The organism is Nocardia sp. NPDC005825 (genome assembly GCF_040630175.1).
In the GTDB taxonomy this organism is placed as follows: domain Bacteria; phylum Actinomycetota; class Actinomycetes; order Mycobacteriales; family Mycobacteriaceae; genus Nocardia.
Window position 1 is genome coordinate 655,145 of record NZ_JBEXXC010000002.1, and the last position, 15,398, is coordinate 670,542.

Below are 15,398 nucleotides of genomic sequence, written 5' to 3' on the forward strand. Positions count from 1 at the left end.
CACACTGGGCCGCTCATTGAGTTTCGCCACTTGTTACCTTCGGGCCACCCTGCCCCAACGCATCTCGACGGCATTGAGCCCTCCCCTTCGATAGTCCCGGCGTTTCGCGGATCCGGCAACGTCACTGGTCAGGCGCATGTGTGCCGGTAACGGAAAAGTCGCTCGAGGCGGCGTCAGTGGGACGCAGGCGCATTGGTGACGTGTCTCGAATCCCCGTGAGCGGAACAGGTCGGTCGGTGCGGGGCAGGGCTCGGGGATCGGGTGTCGTGTTTACTGGCGGTATGGCGCTGTTCGGTCGAATGGTCTCGGCGGGTTCGCGATTCGCGAATCGTCGCGGCATCTACCTGGGTCGTCGATCCACGACAGTGCACGTACGCGTCTATCGGTGGTCGCGCGGCCGGATCGGCGGGCGGGTGCCGGGCTGGCGGGGCGGCCGCATCCTGCTGCTGGACCACGTGGGCGCGCGCAGCGGGGCGCACCGGACCTCCCCGCTGATGTACGTCGAGGCGGATGGCGTGCTGGCGGTCGCCGCGTCCAAGGCGGGGGAGCCGGAACATCCCGCCTGGTTCCACAATCTGCTCGCGCACCCGGACACGGTCGTGCGGGTCGGCGGCACGGTGCGGCCGGTGCGGGCGCGCGTGGCGACCGCGGACGAACGGGAGCGGTGGTGGCCGCGGTTCGTGGCGGCGATGCCGGACTTCGCGTTCTATCAGGAGCGTGCGGCGGGGCGGTTGATTCCGGTGGTGCTGCTCGAGCCGCGGTGACCTCCCGGCGTCGGGCTGTCCGTTCGGCCCGAATTGCCCTGCCCCCGTGTGGAACAACGTTGTTTGACCTGTTGGGGGCAGGTTTCGCCTAGGCTGGCCGACGTGAGTGCTGCCGTGTCGCGAACGATTGCTTTGCCGCACTGCCGGGTGAGTTACGCCGAGTACGGTGCGGGGGATGGGATGCCGGTGCTGTACTGCCACGGCGTCCCCGGAACGCATGTCGAGGGTGAGGCTTTCGCCGAAGCCGGAGCCGCCGCCGGGGTCCGCGTCATCGCGGTCGACCGCCCCGGCATGGCGGAATCGTCGCTACCGGCGGGGGAGCAGGTCGCCGACTGGGCGGCCACCGTCGCCGCCTTGGCGGACCGGCTGGGCCTCGACCGTTTCGGCGTGATCGGCGTGAGCGGCGGCGGCCCGTTCGCCCTCGCCATCGCGGCCCGCCTGCCCGACCGCGTCACCGGCGTGGCCCTGGTGTCCGCCCCCGCTCCGACGAGCGAACAGCCCGCCGCCGAGGATCTCGACCCGGTGGCGCTGCGCCGGCGCAAGGGTTTGAACGTCCTGCGCCGCGTCCCGTTCCTGGTCCACCCCATGGCCCTCGAGATGTCGGTGGTCATCCGCCGCCGCAACGGCGTCGCGGGCCTGGTCTCGCAGATGGCCCCCGTGGACCGCGACCGCGTCGAAGCCGACCCGGAGCTGTCCGCCAAACTCGACACCAACCTGCGCCGCAGCTTCGAACAGGGCAGCCGCGGTTTCGCCGCCGACATCCGCCTGGTCTTCACCCGCGACTGGGGTTTCGACCTGACCGAGGTGACCGCCCCCGTCCAGGTCTGGCACGGCGAAGCCGACGGCAACGTCCCCGCGGCCGATGCCACCCGCCTGTCCGCGGCCCTCCCGCGAGCCCGCCTGCACCTCGTGCCCGACGCCGGTCACCTGCTGTTCGTCGAACGGTCCGCCGACATCCTGGCCTCCTTGCGAGCCGATCTGTCCTGAGCCGCCGCGCCCGCGCCGGGCCACGCCGGCGATCACCGCCGCGGTGCGGTGTGAGGCGTGGCTCGGCCGGGAATGCCCGGCCGCCCGTCCGGCTTACAGAGGCGGGAGGGGTCGGCTGGTGGAGGTGAGCGATGGCGGTGCGTGAATCGGAGGTCCGGGTGGTCCCGGCCGCGGATCGGTGGCGGTGGCGGAGCGGGTGGCTCGATTCCCGGCAGTCGTTTCCCGCGACCGGCAACTTCGATCTGGCGGCGAACGCGCACGGCCTGCTCCTGATCCACAACGAGGACATCGTCGATCCCGGCGAGGGGTTCGACACCCATCAGCACCGGGATATGGAGATCGTGACCTGGGTGCTGGAAGGCACTGTCGTGCACCAGGATTCGGCGGGCAATTCCGGTCTGATCCATCCCGGCATGGCGCAGCGCATGAGCGCGGGCGCCGGAATCATGCATTCGGAGCGCAATGGCGCGGGCTATCTGGAGCGGGAGCGGCTGCATGTCGTGCAGATGTGGGTGCCGCCCGACGAGTCCGGGGTGACCCCCGGCTATCAGGAATTGGATATCGCCGACCGGTTGACCGGTAACAGTCTGGTCACCGTCGCGTCCGGGATGCGCCGGGACCGCGATCGGACGGCCATCGCGATCGGCAACAGTGGAGCCGCCTTCCACGTGGCGAGGCTCGACCCCGGCCACGCCATCCAGGTCCCCGACGCGCCGTACGGCCATGTCTTCGTGGCCCGCGGATCGGTGGATTTCGAGGGCTCCGGCAGGCTGTCTCAGGGCGACGCGGTGCGCATATCCGCAGGTGGCGGGCACTCTGTGACCGCGCTCGAGCCTGCCGAGGTGCTGATCTGGGAGATGCATACCGCACTGGCCTGAGTGTGTGCTCAGGCACGATTGTTAGAGATTATTTCCGAAAGGTGGCATTCTTTAAGGCTGAGAACGGGCTGTCGAACTGATCGCCCGGCTCGCTACAGAAAGAACGCATTCAGTAATGACGCAAGGCACTGTGAAGTGGTTTAACGGCGAAAAGGGATTCGGCTTCATCGCCCAGGACGGTGGCGGCGCCGATGTCTTCGTCCACTACTCCGCGATTACCGGCTCCGGGTTCAAGTCGCTCGATGAGGGTCAGCGCGTCGAGTTCGAAATCGGCGAAGGCCAGAAGGGCCCGCAGGCCCAGCAGGTCCGCGCCATCTAAGTCGTCGACCACGAGGAAGCCCGCGCATCACCGCGCGGGCTTTTTTGTGCCCGCGTCGCGCCACCCCGGGGCAACCTCGACCGCGATCGCCGCCCCTGGATCGACCCGTTCGCCGGCACGGTCGACGACATCGTCGAGGTGATCGACCGCTGCCCGGGCTACGCCCTGGGCTACCGCACCGATGACGGCCGCACCCGCACCGCCCCGCCGGAGTAGCTGGACCCGAATTACGTCATCGACGCACCAGGAGGCCGGGCGGCGCAACCTCGCCTGACGACCTAGGGACCAAAGTCCCGAGAAGTCCTCGATCGGCTGCATCGTCGGGGTGAGTCAGCCGCCGGTCAGCTAACGTCGCGATCGTGCGACGCGTACCGATTCGGTTGTGATGCAACAGGACCGAATCGGCACCGTGCGCGCGTGATCTGCGGGTCGTCTTCGGGCCCGTAGTCGCCCCGGGTCGCTGAGCCCGGCTTCGGGGCGGTCTCGACCCGCGGCGGCGGGAGCCCTTCGCAAATGCCCAACTTCCGTCGCCGCCGGGTCCGTTCGCTGCCGGTGGGTCTGCTGAAGGTCCGCACATCGCGGGACCTTCGGCTCTTCTCGAAGCCGCACGCGGAGCGGCAATCTCGGCGTGGACGGTGATCATCCGGGTGTCGGGAACGTGGAGGTGGTGCGATGCTACGTGCGTCGGAGGCGTGGACGTCGATGGCGTTCCCCGAGGTGGTCGTCGTCGCTCGCGGCCGGGTGCCGGTGCTCGAAGCGGAGCGGTTCGCCGGGGCGGTGGGACGTCAGCTGCGGCGGATGCGGGTGGGAGACGGTGCGCGGCTGCGGATCACAGCGCCGAACTGCGATATCGGGCCGTTCCTGGCGCAGGTGAACCTGACGGTGGACGGCGCCGCGGTGCGGGTGCAGACGTTGACCCACGGGCGCGGAGACGCCCTGCCCGTGGTCGTGCGGCTGGAGCATCAGATTCTGGCCTCGCGGAAGGCGTGGCAGCCGCGACCCTGGCCGGACCCCGCGCGCAGGCCGCTGGACGCGCCGCTGCCGGGCTCGATCGTGCGGCGTAAACCGGTTCCGCTGCAGACCCTCTCACCGCTGCACGCGGTCATGGTGATGGATGCGATGGACTACGACGCGCATCTTTTCATCGACATCGAGACCGGCGAGGACGCCGTCGTCTACCGGGCCGGTCCGTCAGGGCTGCGACTCGCGCGCACACGGAGCGTCCACCCTCCTCGCACGACCATCGGCACGGACGTGCCGTTCGTCGTGAACCCACGCCCGGCACCGGTGATCACCGAAAACGAAGCGGTTCACCGGGTCTGCGAGATCGGATCGTCGTTCCTGTTCCACGTCGATCCGGACACCGGCCGCGGGCGGCTGCTGTACCGCCGCTACGACGCCGACCTCGGCCTCGTCGCCGCGGACGTCGAGTAGTCGCATTTTCGAACCCTCGTCACACGTTCTCTTCCCCGGAAAGAAAGGCGGACAATCCGTTGGCGCGTGATCTGACCCAGCTGGAGATCCTCACCGAGCTCGAATCCGAGGCGGCGGCAGCGCTGAACCGGCACCTGTCGATGGCCAAGGACTGGCATCCCCACGACTACGTCCCCTGGGACGAGGGCCGCAACTTCGCGCAATTGGGCGGAATCGACTGGGAGCCCGAGCAATCGCAGCTGTCGGAGGTGGCCAAGGCGGCACTGATCACCAATCTGCTCACCGAGGACAATCTCCCCTCCTACCACCGGGAGATCGCGGACAACTTCTCCCGGGACGGCGCGTGGGGTTCCTGGGTGGGTCGCTGGACCGCCGAGGAAGCCCGGCACAGCATCGTGCTGCGCGACTACCTGGTGGTCACGCGGGGCGTCGATCCCGTCGCGCTCGAGAACGACCGGATGGCGCACATGACGAACGGCTTCGCCCCGCCCGTCGATCAGGTCACCGCGCAGGGGCAGGCGGGATTTCTGTATTCGGTGGCCTACGTGTCGTTCCAGGAGCTGGCGACGCGGATCAGTCACCGCAATACCGCCGCGGTGTGCGACGACCCGATCGCCGATCGGATGTTGCAGCGCGTCGCCCTCGACGAGAACCTGCACATGATCTTCTACCGCACCCTGTGCGGCGCGGCCCTGGATCTGGTGCCCGATCAGGCGATGGAGGCCATCGATCTGATCGTGGAGAACTTCCGGATGCCGGGCGCCGGAATGCCCAACTTCCGCCGCCACGGCGTGCTCATGGCCAAGCACGGCATCTACGATCTGCGCCAGCATCTGGAGGAGGTGCTGCAGCCGGTCATGCGGCAGTGGAACATCTTCGATCGCGACGACTTCGGGCCGCGCGGCGAGCAGGCCCGGGAACGCCTGGCGGGATTCCTCGAGCACCTCGCCCGGAATCAGATTCCGCGTTTCGAGGAACAGCGCGACCGCGCACTCGCGCGCGAGGCCGCGCGGGTCTGAGCGAATCCGGGCCGAAGACCCCGGACGACAGTGACTTTCGGCCGTCACCGACGGCCCGATATCGGGCCATCCTGAATGCATAGGTACGCGAATTCCTAGGAAGGACAGGCGATGTCGGCACACCCCGATCTCGATACCGTCCGTGCCGCCCTGGCGCTGGCGGTGCGGGCCCCATCGGTGCACAACACTCAGCCGTGGCTGTGGCGGATCGGGGACACCACGGTGCACCTGTACGCCGACGACAGCCGCCGGCTGCCCCACACCGACCCCGACGGCCGGGAACTGATGGTGAGTTGCGGTGCGGCGCTGCATCATCTGCGGGTCGCGTTGCGCGCGTTCGGCTGGCAGACGGAGGTGCACCGGTTCCCGAACCCCGCGGAGCCGCGGCATCTCGCGTCGCTGGACATGCACCCCGTCGCCGCCGACGACACGGCCGTGCGCGCCGCCCGGGCGATCGCGCAGCGGCGCAGCGACCGTCGGCGCTTCACCTCCTGGGAGGTGCCGTCCGCGCAGGTCTCGGCGATCGCCGCCGCCGGTGGCGTGGTGTCGGGCGTCCAGGTCCGTGAGGTCGATGCGACCGGTGAGCACGCGCGCCTGCTGCGCGCCTTCGTGGACGCGGCGATCGCGCACCGGGGCGATGCGGCCTACGGCGCCGAATTGGCGCGGTGGAGTGGACATCACGCGAGCCCGCACGGTGTGCCCGCACGCAACGCGGTGGTGTCGGCCGACCCGACAGTGCGGCCCTTCGGCGATCCGCGCCTGCCCGAGGCGGTCGTCCGCGACCGTGAGGAGGCGGCCCGGATGGTGCTGGTGTGCACCGCCGCCGACGACCGGGACGGCTGGCTCCGCGCCGGTGAGGCGGCGAGCGCGGTGCTGCTGGAAGCCACGGCGCGCGGGCTGGCCACCTGCGCGCTGAGCGAACCGCTGGAGATCGCCGGCGTGCGGACCCGGATCCGCCGGGAGTTGTTGCGCGACTTCGGCTATCCGCAGTTGATCATCCGCATGGGCTGGGCGGCGACCAGCGCGCACCCGGTCCCGGCCGCACCCCGGCTGCCCCTGGACGAGGTCGTGCGGCCGCTGGAGCCCGTGACGTCGGTGGAGCGGTGAGCGTCACCGCAACGGCACCGCCCACCGCAGCAGGGTCCCCGGACCGTCGGGGTTGCCGCCGAAGGCGAACGTGCCGCCCATCTGTTCAGCCCGCCAGGCCAGGTTCTGCAGGCCGCTGGCGGTGACGTTCGCCGGGATGCCGCGGCCGTCGTCGGCGATCAGCACGGTCAGGTCGTCGGAGACGTCGATGGTCACCGTGACGGTGTCGGCCTTCGCGTGGCGGACCGCGTTGGAGACCGCTTCGCGCACCACGGCTTCGGCGTGGTCGGCCAGGTCGGCGCCCACCACCGACAGCGGCCCCGAGATCCGCAGCGAGGTCCGCAGCCCGGTGTCGGCGGTGTGCTTGCGGATGACCTCCTCGATCCGCTGCCGCAGCCGGGTGCTGGTGTCGGAGCCGCCGTGCAGGTCGAAGATGGAGGTCCGAATCTCCTGCACCACGTCCTGCAGGTCGTTGATGACATCGGAGATGCGGCCCCGGATCTCGGCCGAGCGGGCGCGGGCGACGGTGCCCTGCAGACTCAGCCCCGCCGCGAACAGTCGCTGGATGACGTGATCGTGCAGATCCCGGGCGATCCGGTCGCGATCGGTGAGCACGTCGAGTTCCCGCATCCGCTGCTGCGCCTCGGACAGCTGGATGGCCAGGGCCGCCTGACCGGTGAATGCCGCTGCGAGATCCTGCAATTCGTCCGAGAACCGGACGGCGCCGGCCGGGCGGACCAGGACCAGTACACCGAAGGTCGAGTCCTGCGCGTTGAGCGGCAGCACCAGCGACGGTCCGGCGTCGAGCGCGGTGTCGAGGCCGAGATCGTCACTGTCGTCGAGACTTTGGGGCAGACCCTGGCGATACGCGCGCCCCACCGTGGTCCCGTCGGTGCGGACGAACCCGCTGTACGTCCGCCCGTCGGGGCCCGAACACTGGCTGATGCGCAGTCCGTCGACCTCGTCGAGGTCGCGGTCGGGGTCGTCGTCGAGGGCCAGGAATGCCCAGGCCGAGTCGGTGAGCGTGCGGGCGCGCGCCACGACGTGTGCGAGCACTTCCGCCGGATCGGTTCCGGCCAGGAATTCGGTGGCGATATCGCGGGTCGCCTCGATCCAGGCTTGCCGGGTGCGGCTGGACTGGTAGAGCCGAGCATTGTCGATCGCGGTGCCCGCGGCCGCGGCGAGCGCCTGCACGATCACCTCGTCGTCCTCGGTGAACAGCTGCCCGCCGGCCTTCTCGGTCAGATAGAGGTTGCCGAACACCTCGTCGCGGATGCGGACCGGGACGCCGAGGAAGGTGCGCATGGCCGGATGGTTGGCGGGAAAGCCCACGGACGACGGATGGTCGGCGATGTTGTCCAGGCGGATGGTCTTGGGCTGGGTGATCAGCAGCCCGAGAACGCCACGGCCCTCGGGCAATTCGCCGATCCGGGCGCGCGTCTCCTCGTCGATGCCCTCGTAGATGAACTGTTCGAGTGGATCCTGCCCGTGCTGATCCTGCCCGCGCACGCCCAGGGCGCCGTAGCGGGCGTCGACCAGGCTGATGGCGGTGTGCACGATGGTGCGCAGGGTCTGGTCCAGGTCCAGTCCGGAGGTCACCGCGAGCATGGCCTCGACCAGGCCGTCCATGCGGTCACGCGCGTCGATGATCTTCTCGACCCGGTCCTTGACCTCGACGAGTAGTTCCCGGAGGCGGAGCTGGGAGAGGGTGTCGCGTACCGAGTAGGAGCCGTCCTGAGGCTCAACGGTCATATCGTCTTCCTGTACATGGGGGATCCGCGCGCGATGTAACCCGATCCTAGCCGGGCGTTCGCGCGGTAGTGATCACCGATCGGCGGGGTCAGCCCGCCGCGGCGGCGGGATGGGCCAGACCCGCCAGTGCGCCCGCGAGCATCCGTCGCATCTCCTCGGCCGAGGCGGCCAGTTCCGGCCGGGCCAGGACCTGGGCGAGCAGGGTGGGATCGACGGCCTCGACCAGCACGCCGGTCTCGTCGGCCCGCACCACCACCGTGCAGGGCATGAGCAGTCCGGCTTCGCGGTCGGTCGCCAGGGCGAGGCTGGTGAGGTGCGGGTTGCAGACGCCCAGGATCAGGTATTCCTCGATGTGCTCGCCGGTCCGGTCCCGCAGTGCCGCCTGCACGTCGAATTCGGTGACGACGCCGAATCCCCGCTCGCGCAACGCCGTCCGGGTCAGCTCCACGGCGTCGGGGAACCCGGTCGCCAGGTGCACGGCGATGGCGGGGGCCGGGGCGACCGGTATCCGGATCTCGGTGATGAGCCGCCGGGGATCGCTCACCTCGTCGGGTCCGATCAGGTAGGCCTCGGTCGGCGGGCCGACGGCGCGATACCCGGCCTGCCGCAACCACTCCCGGAGCGCGCGATAGGCCGCGTCGATGTCGCGATAGCTGCCCCGGTGACTGGTGCGGGCCACCAGCGTGGGGGACTGGATGACCAGCTGTGCACCGGAACTCGGTCCGAGTGCCGGGGCCGCCTCGATCGGGAGCCCGAAGTCGACGACGATGCCGCCGACGGCGGGTAGTTCCCGATGGAAGGTGATGGTCGGTGCGCCGTTCGCGGTGAGGCCCGCCTTCTCCGCGACCTCGGTGAGCCGGCCCATGCCGCCGATGATGCCCTCGCTCAACAGGTTCGGACGGATCTCCAACGGCATCCGGAGGACCGCCTGCGGTGGCGTCTCGCACACGTTGACCCGGTATTCCATCGCGGCCTCCTCCGAATAGTTCGTCCCACCAGCCTGCGCACGGAAGCGGCCGGGCCACAGAGGAGAAGGTCCCGGCGGTGTGGGCCCAAGGCGAGCGCGGGTGCCGGAAGGACGTCCGAGACGGGACCTTCGGCCCTGTGGGTACCGCGTGTCGCGATGCTGACATTGGTCAGGGGAAACGCATCAGGCGGGGAGACCGGTAGGAAAGGTGTTGTCAGTTTCATGCGCGTCCACGAAACCCGCGCCACCGTGGCCATGGGCCGCGAGGAGGCGCTGCGTCTGCTGGCGAGCGTGCCGATCGGGCGCGTCGTCTTCACCCGTGACGCGTTGCCCGCCGTCCGGCCGGTGAATCATCTGGTCGACGAGGGCGAGATCGTCGTCGTGCGGACCCGGCTCACCTCACGGCTGACCTCGACGGTGCGCGCCGACGCGAATGTGGTGGTCGCCTACGAGGCCGACGACATCGATCCGGTCGCCCAGCTGGGGTGGTCGGTGGTGGTGACGGGCATCGCCCGCACGGTGACCGATCCGGAACGCGTCGCGCGCTACGAGGCCCTGCTGCACCCGTGGGTGGACGGGGTGATGGACTCGATCGTCGCCATCGAGCCGACCCTGGTGACCGGGGTGCGGCTGGTGGCGAAGAAGGCGGGATAACCCGAGCGCCACCGGCGTTTCGGAGGACGTCTACAGCGGACGGGGATGGTCACCGCGCAGCTTCGAGGCGTAGACGGCGGCCTGGGTCCGGCGTTCCATCCCCAGTTTGGCGAGCAGCCGGGACACGTAGTTCTTGACCGTCTTCTCGGCGAGGAACATGCGTTCCGCGATCTGCCGGTTGGTGAGCCCGTCGCCGAGCAGATCGAGGAGTTTGCGCTCCTGCTCGGTGAGCCCCGCCAACGGGCCGTCGGCCTGGGTGCTGCGGCGCAAGCGGTCCATGAGCGCGGCGGCCGCCCGGTTGTCCAGCAGTGAGCGGCCGGCCCCGATCTCCTTGATCGCCTTGGCCAGTTCCATCCCCTTGATGTCCTTCACGACGTAGCCGCTGGCCCCGGCCAGGATGGCGTCCATCATGGCCTGTTCGTCGGTGAACGAGGTGAGGATGAGGCAGCGCAGGGTGTCCAGGCGGGACAGCAGATCCCGGCACAGTTCGATCCCGTTGCCGTCGGGCAGCCGCACGTCGAGGACCGCGACGTCGGGCTGCAGAGCGGGGATCCGGGCCAGCGCCTGGGCGGCGTCGGCCGCCTCGCCGACGACGGTGAGGTCCGGGTCGCTGTCGAGCAGATCGACGAGCCCGCGGCGGACGATCTCGTGGTCGTCCACGAGAAAGACGGTGATCATGACCGGTTCTCAGCTCCTTCGGGTGTCACTGTCGACGATAGCTCGCAGATTCCGCGGTGACGTCCAGGATCCGCGCCAGCGGCAGCCGTGGCGTGCGGGGCTGCCGCCGTTCCGGAGCGGGCACGCCGCCGATGCGGATCAGCACCTGGGGCGGCTGGTCGAGGCCGGTGAGCTCCCGGATCATGGCGCGAGCGCGCGGCACCTCGGTGACATGGGTCAGCGGGCAGGTGGCGTAGCCCGCGACCGTGCATTCGAGCAGGATCGTCGACAGCGCCTCGCCGCCGCGCACCAGCCCGATGGAGTCGTCGCGGCCGGACAGCACGACCACGATGGCACGGTCCTCGTCGATCTCGGGGCGACGGGGTTCGCCGTCGACGGCGGGCAGGACCCGGTGCACCTCGACGCGCGCCCGCTCCTCGGCGGACACCCGGGCCGTCGGGGGAATGCCCTCGGCTGCCAGCGAATGCCCTGCCCACCACTGCAATTCGGCCTGATAGCCGGAGTCGTAGCGGCGGATGGCCGCGGTGAGCCGCGAGGCCCGCGCCAGCTCGGTGCGGGCCTCCGGCGGCAGGACGGTGACGACGGCGTCATGCGGATCCACCAGGACCGGCAGGACGGGTTCGAAGTCCCGCCAGTTCTCCGGGGCGGTGAACGGGAGCCGGTCGGTGTGCCGGATCTCGATGGCGGCCGCACGATCCAGGTCGGCGTCGGTGACGATGCGCGCCGGCTCGAAGGTGACCGTCGCCAGGTGATCGTGGCGGGTGGGATCGGGGAAGTAGGCGACCCGGGTCTGCCACCCGGTCGCCGCGAGCGCGGCCCGCAGGTGACCCAGGGCGAGACCGCAGCTGATCAGCAGTTGCCGTCCGGAGGCGTCGGTGGCGGGCAGCAGGCGCTCGCGCACCGAATACAGGTGCAGGGCGGCGCCGTCGAAGACCCAGTGCCACGGCTGGCTGTTGTGCAGCGAGGGCGCTCGACCGGACAGCCGGACGGCCTGCTCGATCGTGTCGCCGCTGGGTAGTGGACTCATGAACTCACGCTAGGACGCGGGAGGTCACGGCCGCAGGGGCCGTTGGTCCTCGTTCGATCGGGACCGCAAGTGACCTACGCCCCATCGGACCAGCCCGATCGCGACCGCCAGGTATTCCACGAACGCGAGGTAGACCAGCACCGCGCCGTAGAGCCGCGCCCAGTAGGAGAGGTAATCGGTGGCCGCCGGGATCGCGACGACCATGAGCGAACCGAGGACCAGGGTCACGGTCGCCACGGCGTGCGAGGAGATGGAAGCCATGGTGATCAGCCTCGTTGCGGGACGCGGCGGGCAGCAGGGCCTTTGGTCCCTGGTTCGAGGACGATCGCCCGCAGTCAGCGGGGCCGCCATGTTCCTACCGTGGGGGAGACGGGCCCGGTCCGGGCGCCGACGGATCCACCTCACCCAGGAGGTCACGATGGCACAGCAGCACTACGACGATCCGCATCGCCTGGCCACGGCGCCCGTCGTCGTCGGCGTGGACGAATCGCCGGGCGCGGCACGGGCCCTGCGCTGGGCGACCGAGTACGCCGCCCGGCACGGCCGCCGCCTGCACATCGTCCACGGGCTGGACCTGGTGGGCCTCACCGGCGGCATCGGCGCGTACGCGGTCGTGACGCAGCCGCTGATCGACAGTGTGGAAGCCGCGGGCAAGGCGCTGCTCGTGCGCGCGGTGATCGCCGCGGGCGAGTACGACCCGCGGGTCCCGGTCTCGTCGTCGATGGCGGGCGACACCGCCGCGCAACTGCTGATCGACCACAGTGCCGACGCGTTCGCGGTGGTGATCGGGGCGTCCGGCACCGCGGGAACACTCGCGCACCTGGGGTCCACCCTGTTCGCGGTGACCAGCCACGCGCGCGGCCCGGTCGTCGTGGTGCGGCCCGATCCCGAACTCGGCGACGCGGTCCGTGGCTCCGGTCCGGTGGTGGTCGGGGTGGACGGCAGCCGGATCGGCGATGCCGCCCTCGGCGCCGCGTTCGCCGAGGCCTCCGAGCGGGGCACGGGCCTGGTCGCCGTGCACGCCTGGAGTGATTGGGACACCGGACAATTCGCGGGCGAGGCGATGCTCGCGGTGACCGGTGATCTGGAGGGCGTCGAAACGGCGGTGCTGGCCGAGCGGCTGGCGGGCTGGCAGGAGAAGTACCCCGATGTCGCGGTGACCCGCGAGGTGTGTCTGGCCGGGCCCGCCGACCGGCTGCGGGAACTGTCGAAGACCGCGCAACTGGTCGTGGTCGGCAATCGGGGCCGTGGCGGATTCGTGGGCCTGCTGCTCGGATCCACCGCGCACAGCCTGGTTCAGCGCGCGCACTGCCCGGTGATGGTGGTGCACGCCGAGGATACGGAGGCGAAGCGATGACGCGGACCATGCCCGCCGCGGGCGCCGCGGTCCGGGACGACCTGGTCGATCTCGACGCGTGGTGGCGGGCGGCGAACTACCTGGCCGCCGGTCAGATCTATCTCACGGACAACCCGCTGTTGTCGGAAAGGCTACGGCCCGAACACATCAAGCGGCGGCTGATCGGGCACTGGGGCACCGTGCCCGGGGTGACCCTGACCTACGCCCACCTCAATCGCGTCATCATGCGCACCGGGCAGGAGATGCTGTTCGTCCTCGGCCCGGGGCACGGCGCGGCGGCCCTCACCGCCGCGACCTGGCTCGAGGGCACCTATTCGGCGCGGCATCCGGAGGTGGGGCAGAACCTGGCCGGGATGCGGGAACTGTTCCGGCAGTTCTCGTTCCCGGGCGGGGTGCCCAGTCATGCCTCGCCGCACCTGCCGGGCTCCATCCACGAGGGCGGGGAACTGGGCTACTCGCTCGCCCACGCCACCGGTGCGGCCCTGGATCAACCGAATCTGGTGGTGGCCTGCGTGATCGGCGACGGCGAGGCCGAGACCGCCGCGCTGGCCGCCAGCTGGCACGGATCACTGTTCCTGGATCGCGTCACCGACGGGACCGTGCTGCCGATCCTGCACCTCAATGGCTACAAGATCGCGAATCCGACTCTGCTGGCACGCATGTCGCGCAGCGAACTGGACGCCATGCTCACCGCGCAGGGCTGGGAGCCCATGCACGTGGAGGGCTCCGATCCGGCCGAGGTCCACGACCGGTACGCGATCGTGCTCGACGAGGCGATGGAACGAATCCGCGAGATCCGCGACGACGCCGCACGCGGGCTCGGGCCGCGCGACCCGTGCCGCCCGATGATCGTGCTGCGCACCCCGAAGGGCTGGACCGGCCCGGCGACGGTCGACGGCGTCCCCGTCGAGGGCACCTTCCGGGCCCACCAGGTCCCACTGGCCGGAGTCCGGGAGAACCCGGAACACCTGGCGCAACTGGAGGACTGGCTGCGCTCGTACCGCCCCGAGGAACTCTTCGACGCCGACGGCCATCCGGTGGACCGGATCGCGGGCCTGCACCCGGGACGGCTGCGCATGAGCGCGAACCGCGCCGCGCACGGCCACGACAGCGTCGATCTGCGGCTGCCGTCCCCGGCCGACTACAGCGTCGGATTCGCCACGCCGGGAACCGAATCGGCGGAGTCGACGCGTGTGCTCGGCCGCTATCTGCGGGACGCGCTGGTCGAGAATCCCCGCAATCTGCTGTTCTTCTCCCCGGACGAGCACACCTCCAACCGACTCGACGCCATCCTCGAAGTCACCGGACGGCGCTGGCGCGGGCGGCGTCTGGTGGGCGACGACCGGTTGTCCCCGGACGGCCGCGTCTTCGAGGTGCTGTCGGAACACCTGTGCCAGGGCTGGCTCGAGGGGTACCTGCTCACCGGCCGCCACGGGGTCTTCTCCACCTACGAGGCGTTCGCGCACGTCATCGACTCGATGGTGGTGCAGCATGCCAAATGGCTGCGCATGGCGGCCGAATTCGCCTGGCGCGAGCCGATTCCCAGCCTCAACTACCTGATCACCTCGCACGTGTGGCGGCAGGACCACAATGGGGCCTCCCATCAGGACCCCGGCTTCATCGATCACGTCCTCAGTAAACGCCCCGAGGTCAGCCGGGTGTACCTGCCGCCGGACGCCAACTGCCTGCTGCACGTGTTCGACCACTGCCTGCGGAGCCGGGGCCGGGTCAATGTCGTCGTCGCGGGCAAGCAGCCCGCGCTGCAATACCTCGACGACACCGCGGCTCGGCTGCATTGCGAACGCGGACTGGGCGTGTGGCGTTGGGCCGGCACCGATTCCGATCGCCCGGCCGAGGTCGTGCTCGCCTGTGCCGGCGACGTCCCCACCCAGGAGACCCTCGCCGCGGCGGCGCTGCTGCGGGACCTGGTGCCGGACCTCGCGGTCCGCGTGGTCAATGTGGTGGACCTGGCGCGCCTGTTCCCGCCGGACCGCCACCCGCACGGCATCTCCGACGACGACTACCGCGCCGTCTTCACCGACGCGCCGGTGATCTTCGCCTTCCACGGCTACCCCTGGCTCATTCATCGCATCGCCTACCGCCGCCCGGGCCACGACCGCATGCACGTCCACGGCTTCACCGACAACGGCACCACCACAACACCGTTCAGCATGTGCGCGATGAACGGCATCGACCGTTTCACCCTCGCGGCAGCCGCCCTCGCCGAGGTGCCCCGCCTGGCCGAACAATGCGCGCCGCTGACCGAATGGCTGATCGAGCGGGGCGACGCCGCCGACCTCTACGCCCGCCGGTACGGCATCGACCCGCCCGAGATCGCGGACTGGCGCTGGCCGGACCCGGCCACCGAGATCGAAGGGAAGTGACTCGCGGGGGGACCTTGGACCCTGTTCCGGGGTGATCGCCGGATGGTGGCATGGGGGCGTTGGGATTCGGCGCAAGTGGTAGGGAACAGGGG

15 protein-coding genes and 1 pseudogene are annotated in these 15,398 nt (G+C 70.2%); 11 read left to right on the top strand and 5 right to left on the bottom strand.

Annotated elements, in window-relative coordinates; all coding sequences use genetic code 11:
- Positions 1-281 precede the first annotated feature (281 nt).
- The 8 genes and pseudogenes from ABZ382_RS07685 (at position 282) to ABZ382_RS07720 (ending at position 6,508) form a co-directional block, all read left to right on the top strand.
- The gene (locus ABZ382_RS07685) at positions 282-764 is read left to right on the top strand and encodes a nitroreductase family deazaflavin-dependent oxidoreductase (protein ID WP_357085473.1); all 483 of its coding nucleotides are present in this window, start codon (positions 282-284) and stop codon (positions 762-764) included.
- A 102-nt stretch (positions 765-866) separates the two neighbouring features.
- Positions 867-1,751, top strand: coding sequence for an alpha/beta hydrolase (locus tag ABZ382_RS07690; RefSeq protein WP_357085475.1), 885 nt, complete (start codon positions 867-869; stop codon positions 1,749-1,751).
- Positions 1,752-1,882: 131 nt separating this feature from the next.
- Positions 1,883-2,629, top strand: coding sequence for a pirin family protein (locus ABZ382_RS07695; protein ID WP_357085477.1), 747 nt, complete (start codon positions 1,883-1,885; stop codon positions 2,627-2,629).
- A 115-nt stretch (positions 2,630-2,744) separates the two neighbouring features.
- Positions 2,745-2,948: a cold-shock protein gene (locus tag ABZ382_RS07700; RefSeq protein WP_357085479.1), complete on the top strand. Its 204-nt coding sequence runs from the start codon at positions 2,745-2,747 to the stop codon at positions 2,946-2,948.
- Between the two features lie 90 nt (positions 2,949-3,038).
- Positions 3,039-3,164, top strand: a pseudogene (locus ABZ382_RS07705) ((4Fe-4S)-binding protein); the annotation flags it as partial.
- 456 nt (positions 3,165-3,620) lie between these two features.
- Positions 3,621-4,382 (top strand): sigma 54 modulation/S30EA ribosomal C-terminal domain-containing protein, encoded by a 762-nt coding sequence (locus ABZ382_RS07710; protein WP_357085481.1) that lies wholly within the window; start codon positions 3,621-3,623, stop codon positions 4,380-4,382.
- Between the two features lie 59 nt (positions 4,383-4,441).
- Positions 4,442-5,401 (top strand): acyl-ACP desaturase, encoded by a 960-nt coding sequence (locus ABZ382_RS07715; RefSeq protein ID WP_357085482.1) that lies wholly within the window; start codon positions 4,442-4,444, stop codon positions 5,399-5,401.
- Positions 5,402-5,512: 111 nt separating this feature from the next.
- Positions 5,513-6,508: an NAD(P)H nitroreductase gene (locus ABZ382_RS07720; RefSeq protein WP_357085484.1), complete on the top strand. Its 996-nt coding sequence runs from the start codon at positions 5,513-5,515 to the stop codon at positions 6,506-6,508.
- A 3-nt stretch (positions 6,509-6,511) separates the two neighbouring features.
- On the opposite strand, the gene ABZ382_RS07725 is transcribed toward ABZ382_RS07720, so the two are convergent.
- Positions 6,512-8,239 carry a GAF domain-containing sensor histidine kinase gene (locus ABZ382_RS07725; RefSeq protein ID WP_357085486.1) on the bottom strand — a complete coding sequence of 576 codons (1,728 nt, stop codon included), beginning with the start codon at positions 8,237-8,239 and terminating at the stop codon, positions 6,512-6,514.
- 88 nt (positions 8,240-8,327) lie between these two features.
- Positions 8,328-9,206: a DUF302 domain-containing protein gene (locus ABZ382_RS07730; protein WP_357085488.1), complete on the bottom strand. Its 879-nt coding sequence runs from the start codon at positions 9,204-9,206 to the stop codon at positions 8,328-8,330.
- Between the two features lie 222 nt (positions 9,207-9,428).
- Between ABZ382_RS07730 and ABZ382_RS07735 the strand changes: the two genes are divergently transcribed.
- The gene (locus tag ABZ382_RS07735) at positions 9,429-9,860 is read left to right on the top strand and encodes a pyridoxamine 5'-phosphate oxidase family protein (protein ID WP_357085490.1); all 432 of its coding nucleotides are present in this window, start codon (positions 9,429-9,431) and stop codon (positions 9,858-9,860) included.
- A gap of 30 nt (positions 9,861-9,890) precedes the next feature.
- Here the strand turns inward: ABZ382_RS07735 and ABZ382_RS07740 are convergent, their stop codons facing one another.
- The 3 genes from ABZ382_RS07740 to ABZ382_RS07750 are packed head-to-tail and all read right to left on the bottom strand — an operon-like array spanning position 9,891 to position 11,826.
- Complete coding sequence (locus ABZ382_RS07740) at positions 9,891-10,538, bottom strand: response regulator transcription factor (RefSeq protein ID WP_357085491.1); 648 nt, start codon at positions 10,536-10,538, stop codon at positions 9,891-9,893.
- A gap of 25 nt (positions 10,539-10,563) precedes the next feature.
- Positions 10,564-11,565, bottom strand: a complete 1,002-nt coding sequence (locus tag ABZ382_RS07745) for an NAD(P)H nitroreductase (RefSeq protein WP_357085493.1) — start codon at positions 11,563-11,565, stop codon at positions 10,564-10,566.
- Positions 11,566-11,589: 24 nt separating this feature from the next.
- Complete coding sequence (locus tag ABZ382_RS07750; protein WP_357085495.1) at positions 11,590-11,826, bottom strand: hypothetical protein; 237 nt, start codon at positions 11,824-11,826, stop codon at positions 11,590-11,592.
- A 157-nt stretch (positions 11,827-11,983) separates the two neighbouring features.
- Here ABZ382_RS07750 and ABZ382_RS07755 point away from each other — a divergent pair, with 157 nt between their 5' ends.
- Both ABZ382_RS07755 and ABZ382_RS07760 read left to right on the top strand, forming a co-directional pair.
- Positions 11,984-12,922: a universal stress protein gene (locus tag ABZ382_RS07755; RefSeq protein WP_357085497.1), complete on the top strand. Its 939-nt coding sequence runs from the start codon at positions 11,984-11,986 to the stop codon at positions 12,920-12,922.
- The gene (locus ABZ382_RS07760) at positions 12,919-15,306 is read left to right on the top strand and encodes a phosphoketolase family protein (protein ID WP_357085499.1); all 2,388 of its coding nucleotides are present in this window, start codon (positions 12,919-12,921) and stop codon (positions 15,304-15,306) included. The genes ABZ382_RS07755 and ABZ382_RS07760 overlap by 4 nt, the downstream gene beginning before the upstream one ends.
- The last annotated feature ends 92 nt before the right edge of the window (positions 15,307-15,398 follow it).

What these genes read in the sequence shown, in the direction of transcription:
- ABZ382_RS07685 (WP_357085473.1), top strand. Translation starts at nt 282, where the DNA reads ATGGCGCTGTTCGGTCGAATGGTCTCGGCGGGTTCGCGATTCGCGAAT.
- ABZ382_RS07695 (WP_357085477.1), top strand. Translation starts at nt 1,883, where the DNA reads ATGGCGGTGCGTGAATCGGAGGTCCGGGTGGTCCCGGCCGCGGATCGG.
- ABZ382_RS07700 (WP_357085479.1), top strand. Translation starts at nt 2,745, where the DNA reads ATGACGCAAGGCACTGTGAAGTGGTTTAACGGCGAAAAGGGATTCGGC.
- ABZ382_RS07710 (WP_357085481.1), top strand. Translation starts at nt 3,621, where the DNA reads ATGCTACGTGCGTCGGAGGCGTGGACGTCGATGGCGTTCCCCGAGGTG.
- ABZ382_RS07720 (WP_357085484.1), top strand. Translation starts at nt 5,513, where the DNA reads ATGTCGGCACACCCCGATCTCGATACCGTCCGTGCCGCCCTGGCGCTG.
- ABZ382_RS07725 (WP_357085486.1), bottom strand. Translation starts at nt 8,239, where the DNA reads ATGACCGTTGAGCCTCAGGACGGCTCCTACTCGGTACGCGACACCCTC.
- ABZ382_RS07730 (WP_357085488.1), bottom strand. Translation starts at nt 9,206, where the DNA reads ATGGAATACCGGGTCAACGTGTGCGAGACGCCACCGCAGGCGGTCCTC.
- ABZ382_RS07735 (WP_357085490.1), top strand. Translation starts at nt 9,429, where the DNA reads ATGCGCGTCCACGAAACCCGCGCCACCGTGGCCATGGGCCGCGAGGAG.
- ABZ382_RS07740 (WP_357085491.1), bottom strand. Translation starts at nt 10,538, where the DNA reads ATGATCACCGTCTTTCTCGTGGACGACCACGAGATCGTCCGCCGCGGG.
- ABZ382_RS07745 (WP_357085493.1), bottom strand. Translation starts at nt 11,565, where the DNA reads ATGAGTCCACTACCCAGCGGCGACACGATCGAGCAGGCCGTCCGGCTG.
- ABZ382_RS07750 (WP_357085495.1), bottom strand. Translation starts at nt 11,826, where the DNA reads ATGGCTTCCATCTCCTCGCACGCCGTGGCGACCGTGACCCTGGTCCTC.
- ABZ382_RS07755 (WP_357085497.1), top strand. Translation starts at nt 11,984, where the DNA reads ATGGCACAGCAGCACTACGACGATCCGCATCGCCTGGCCACGGCGCCC.
- ABZ382_RS07760 (WP_357085499.1), top strand. Translation starts at nt 12,919, where the DNA reads ATGACGCGGACCATGCCCGCCGCGGGCGCCGCGGTCCGGGACGACCTG.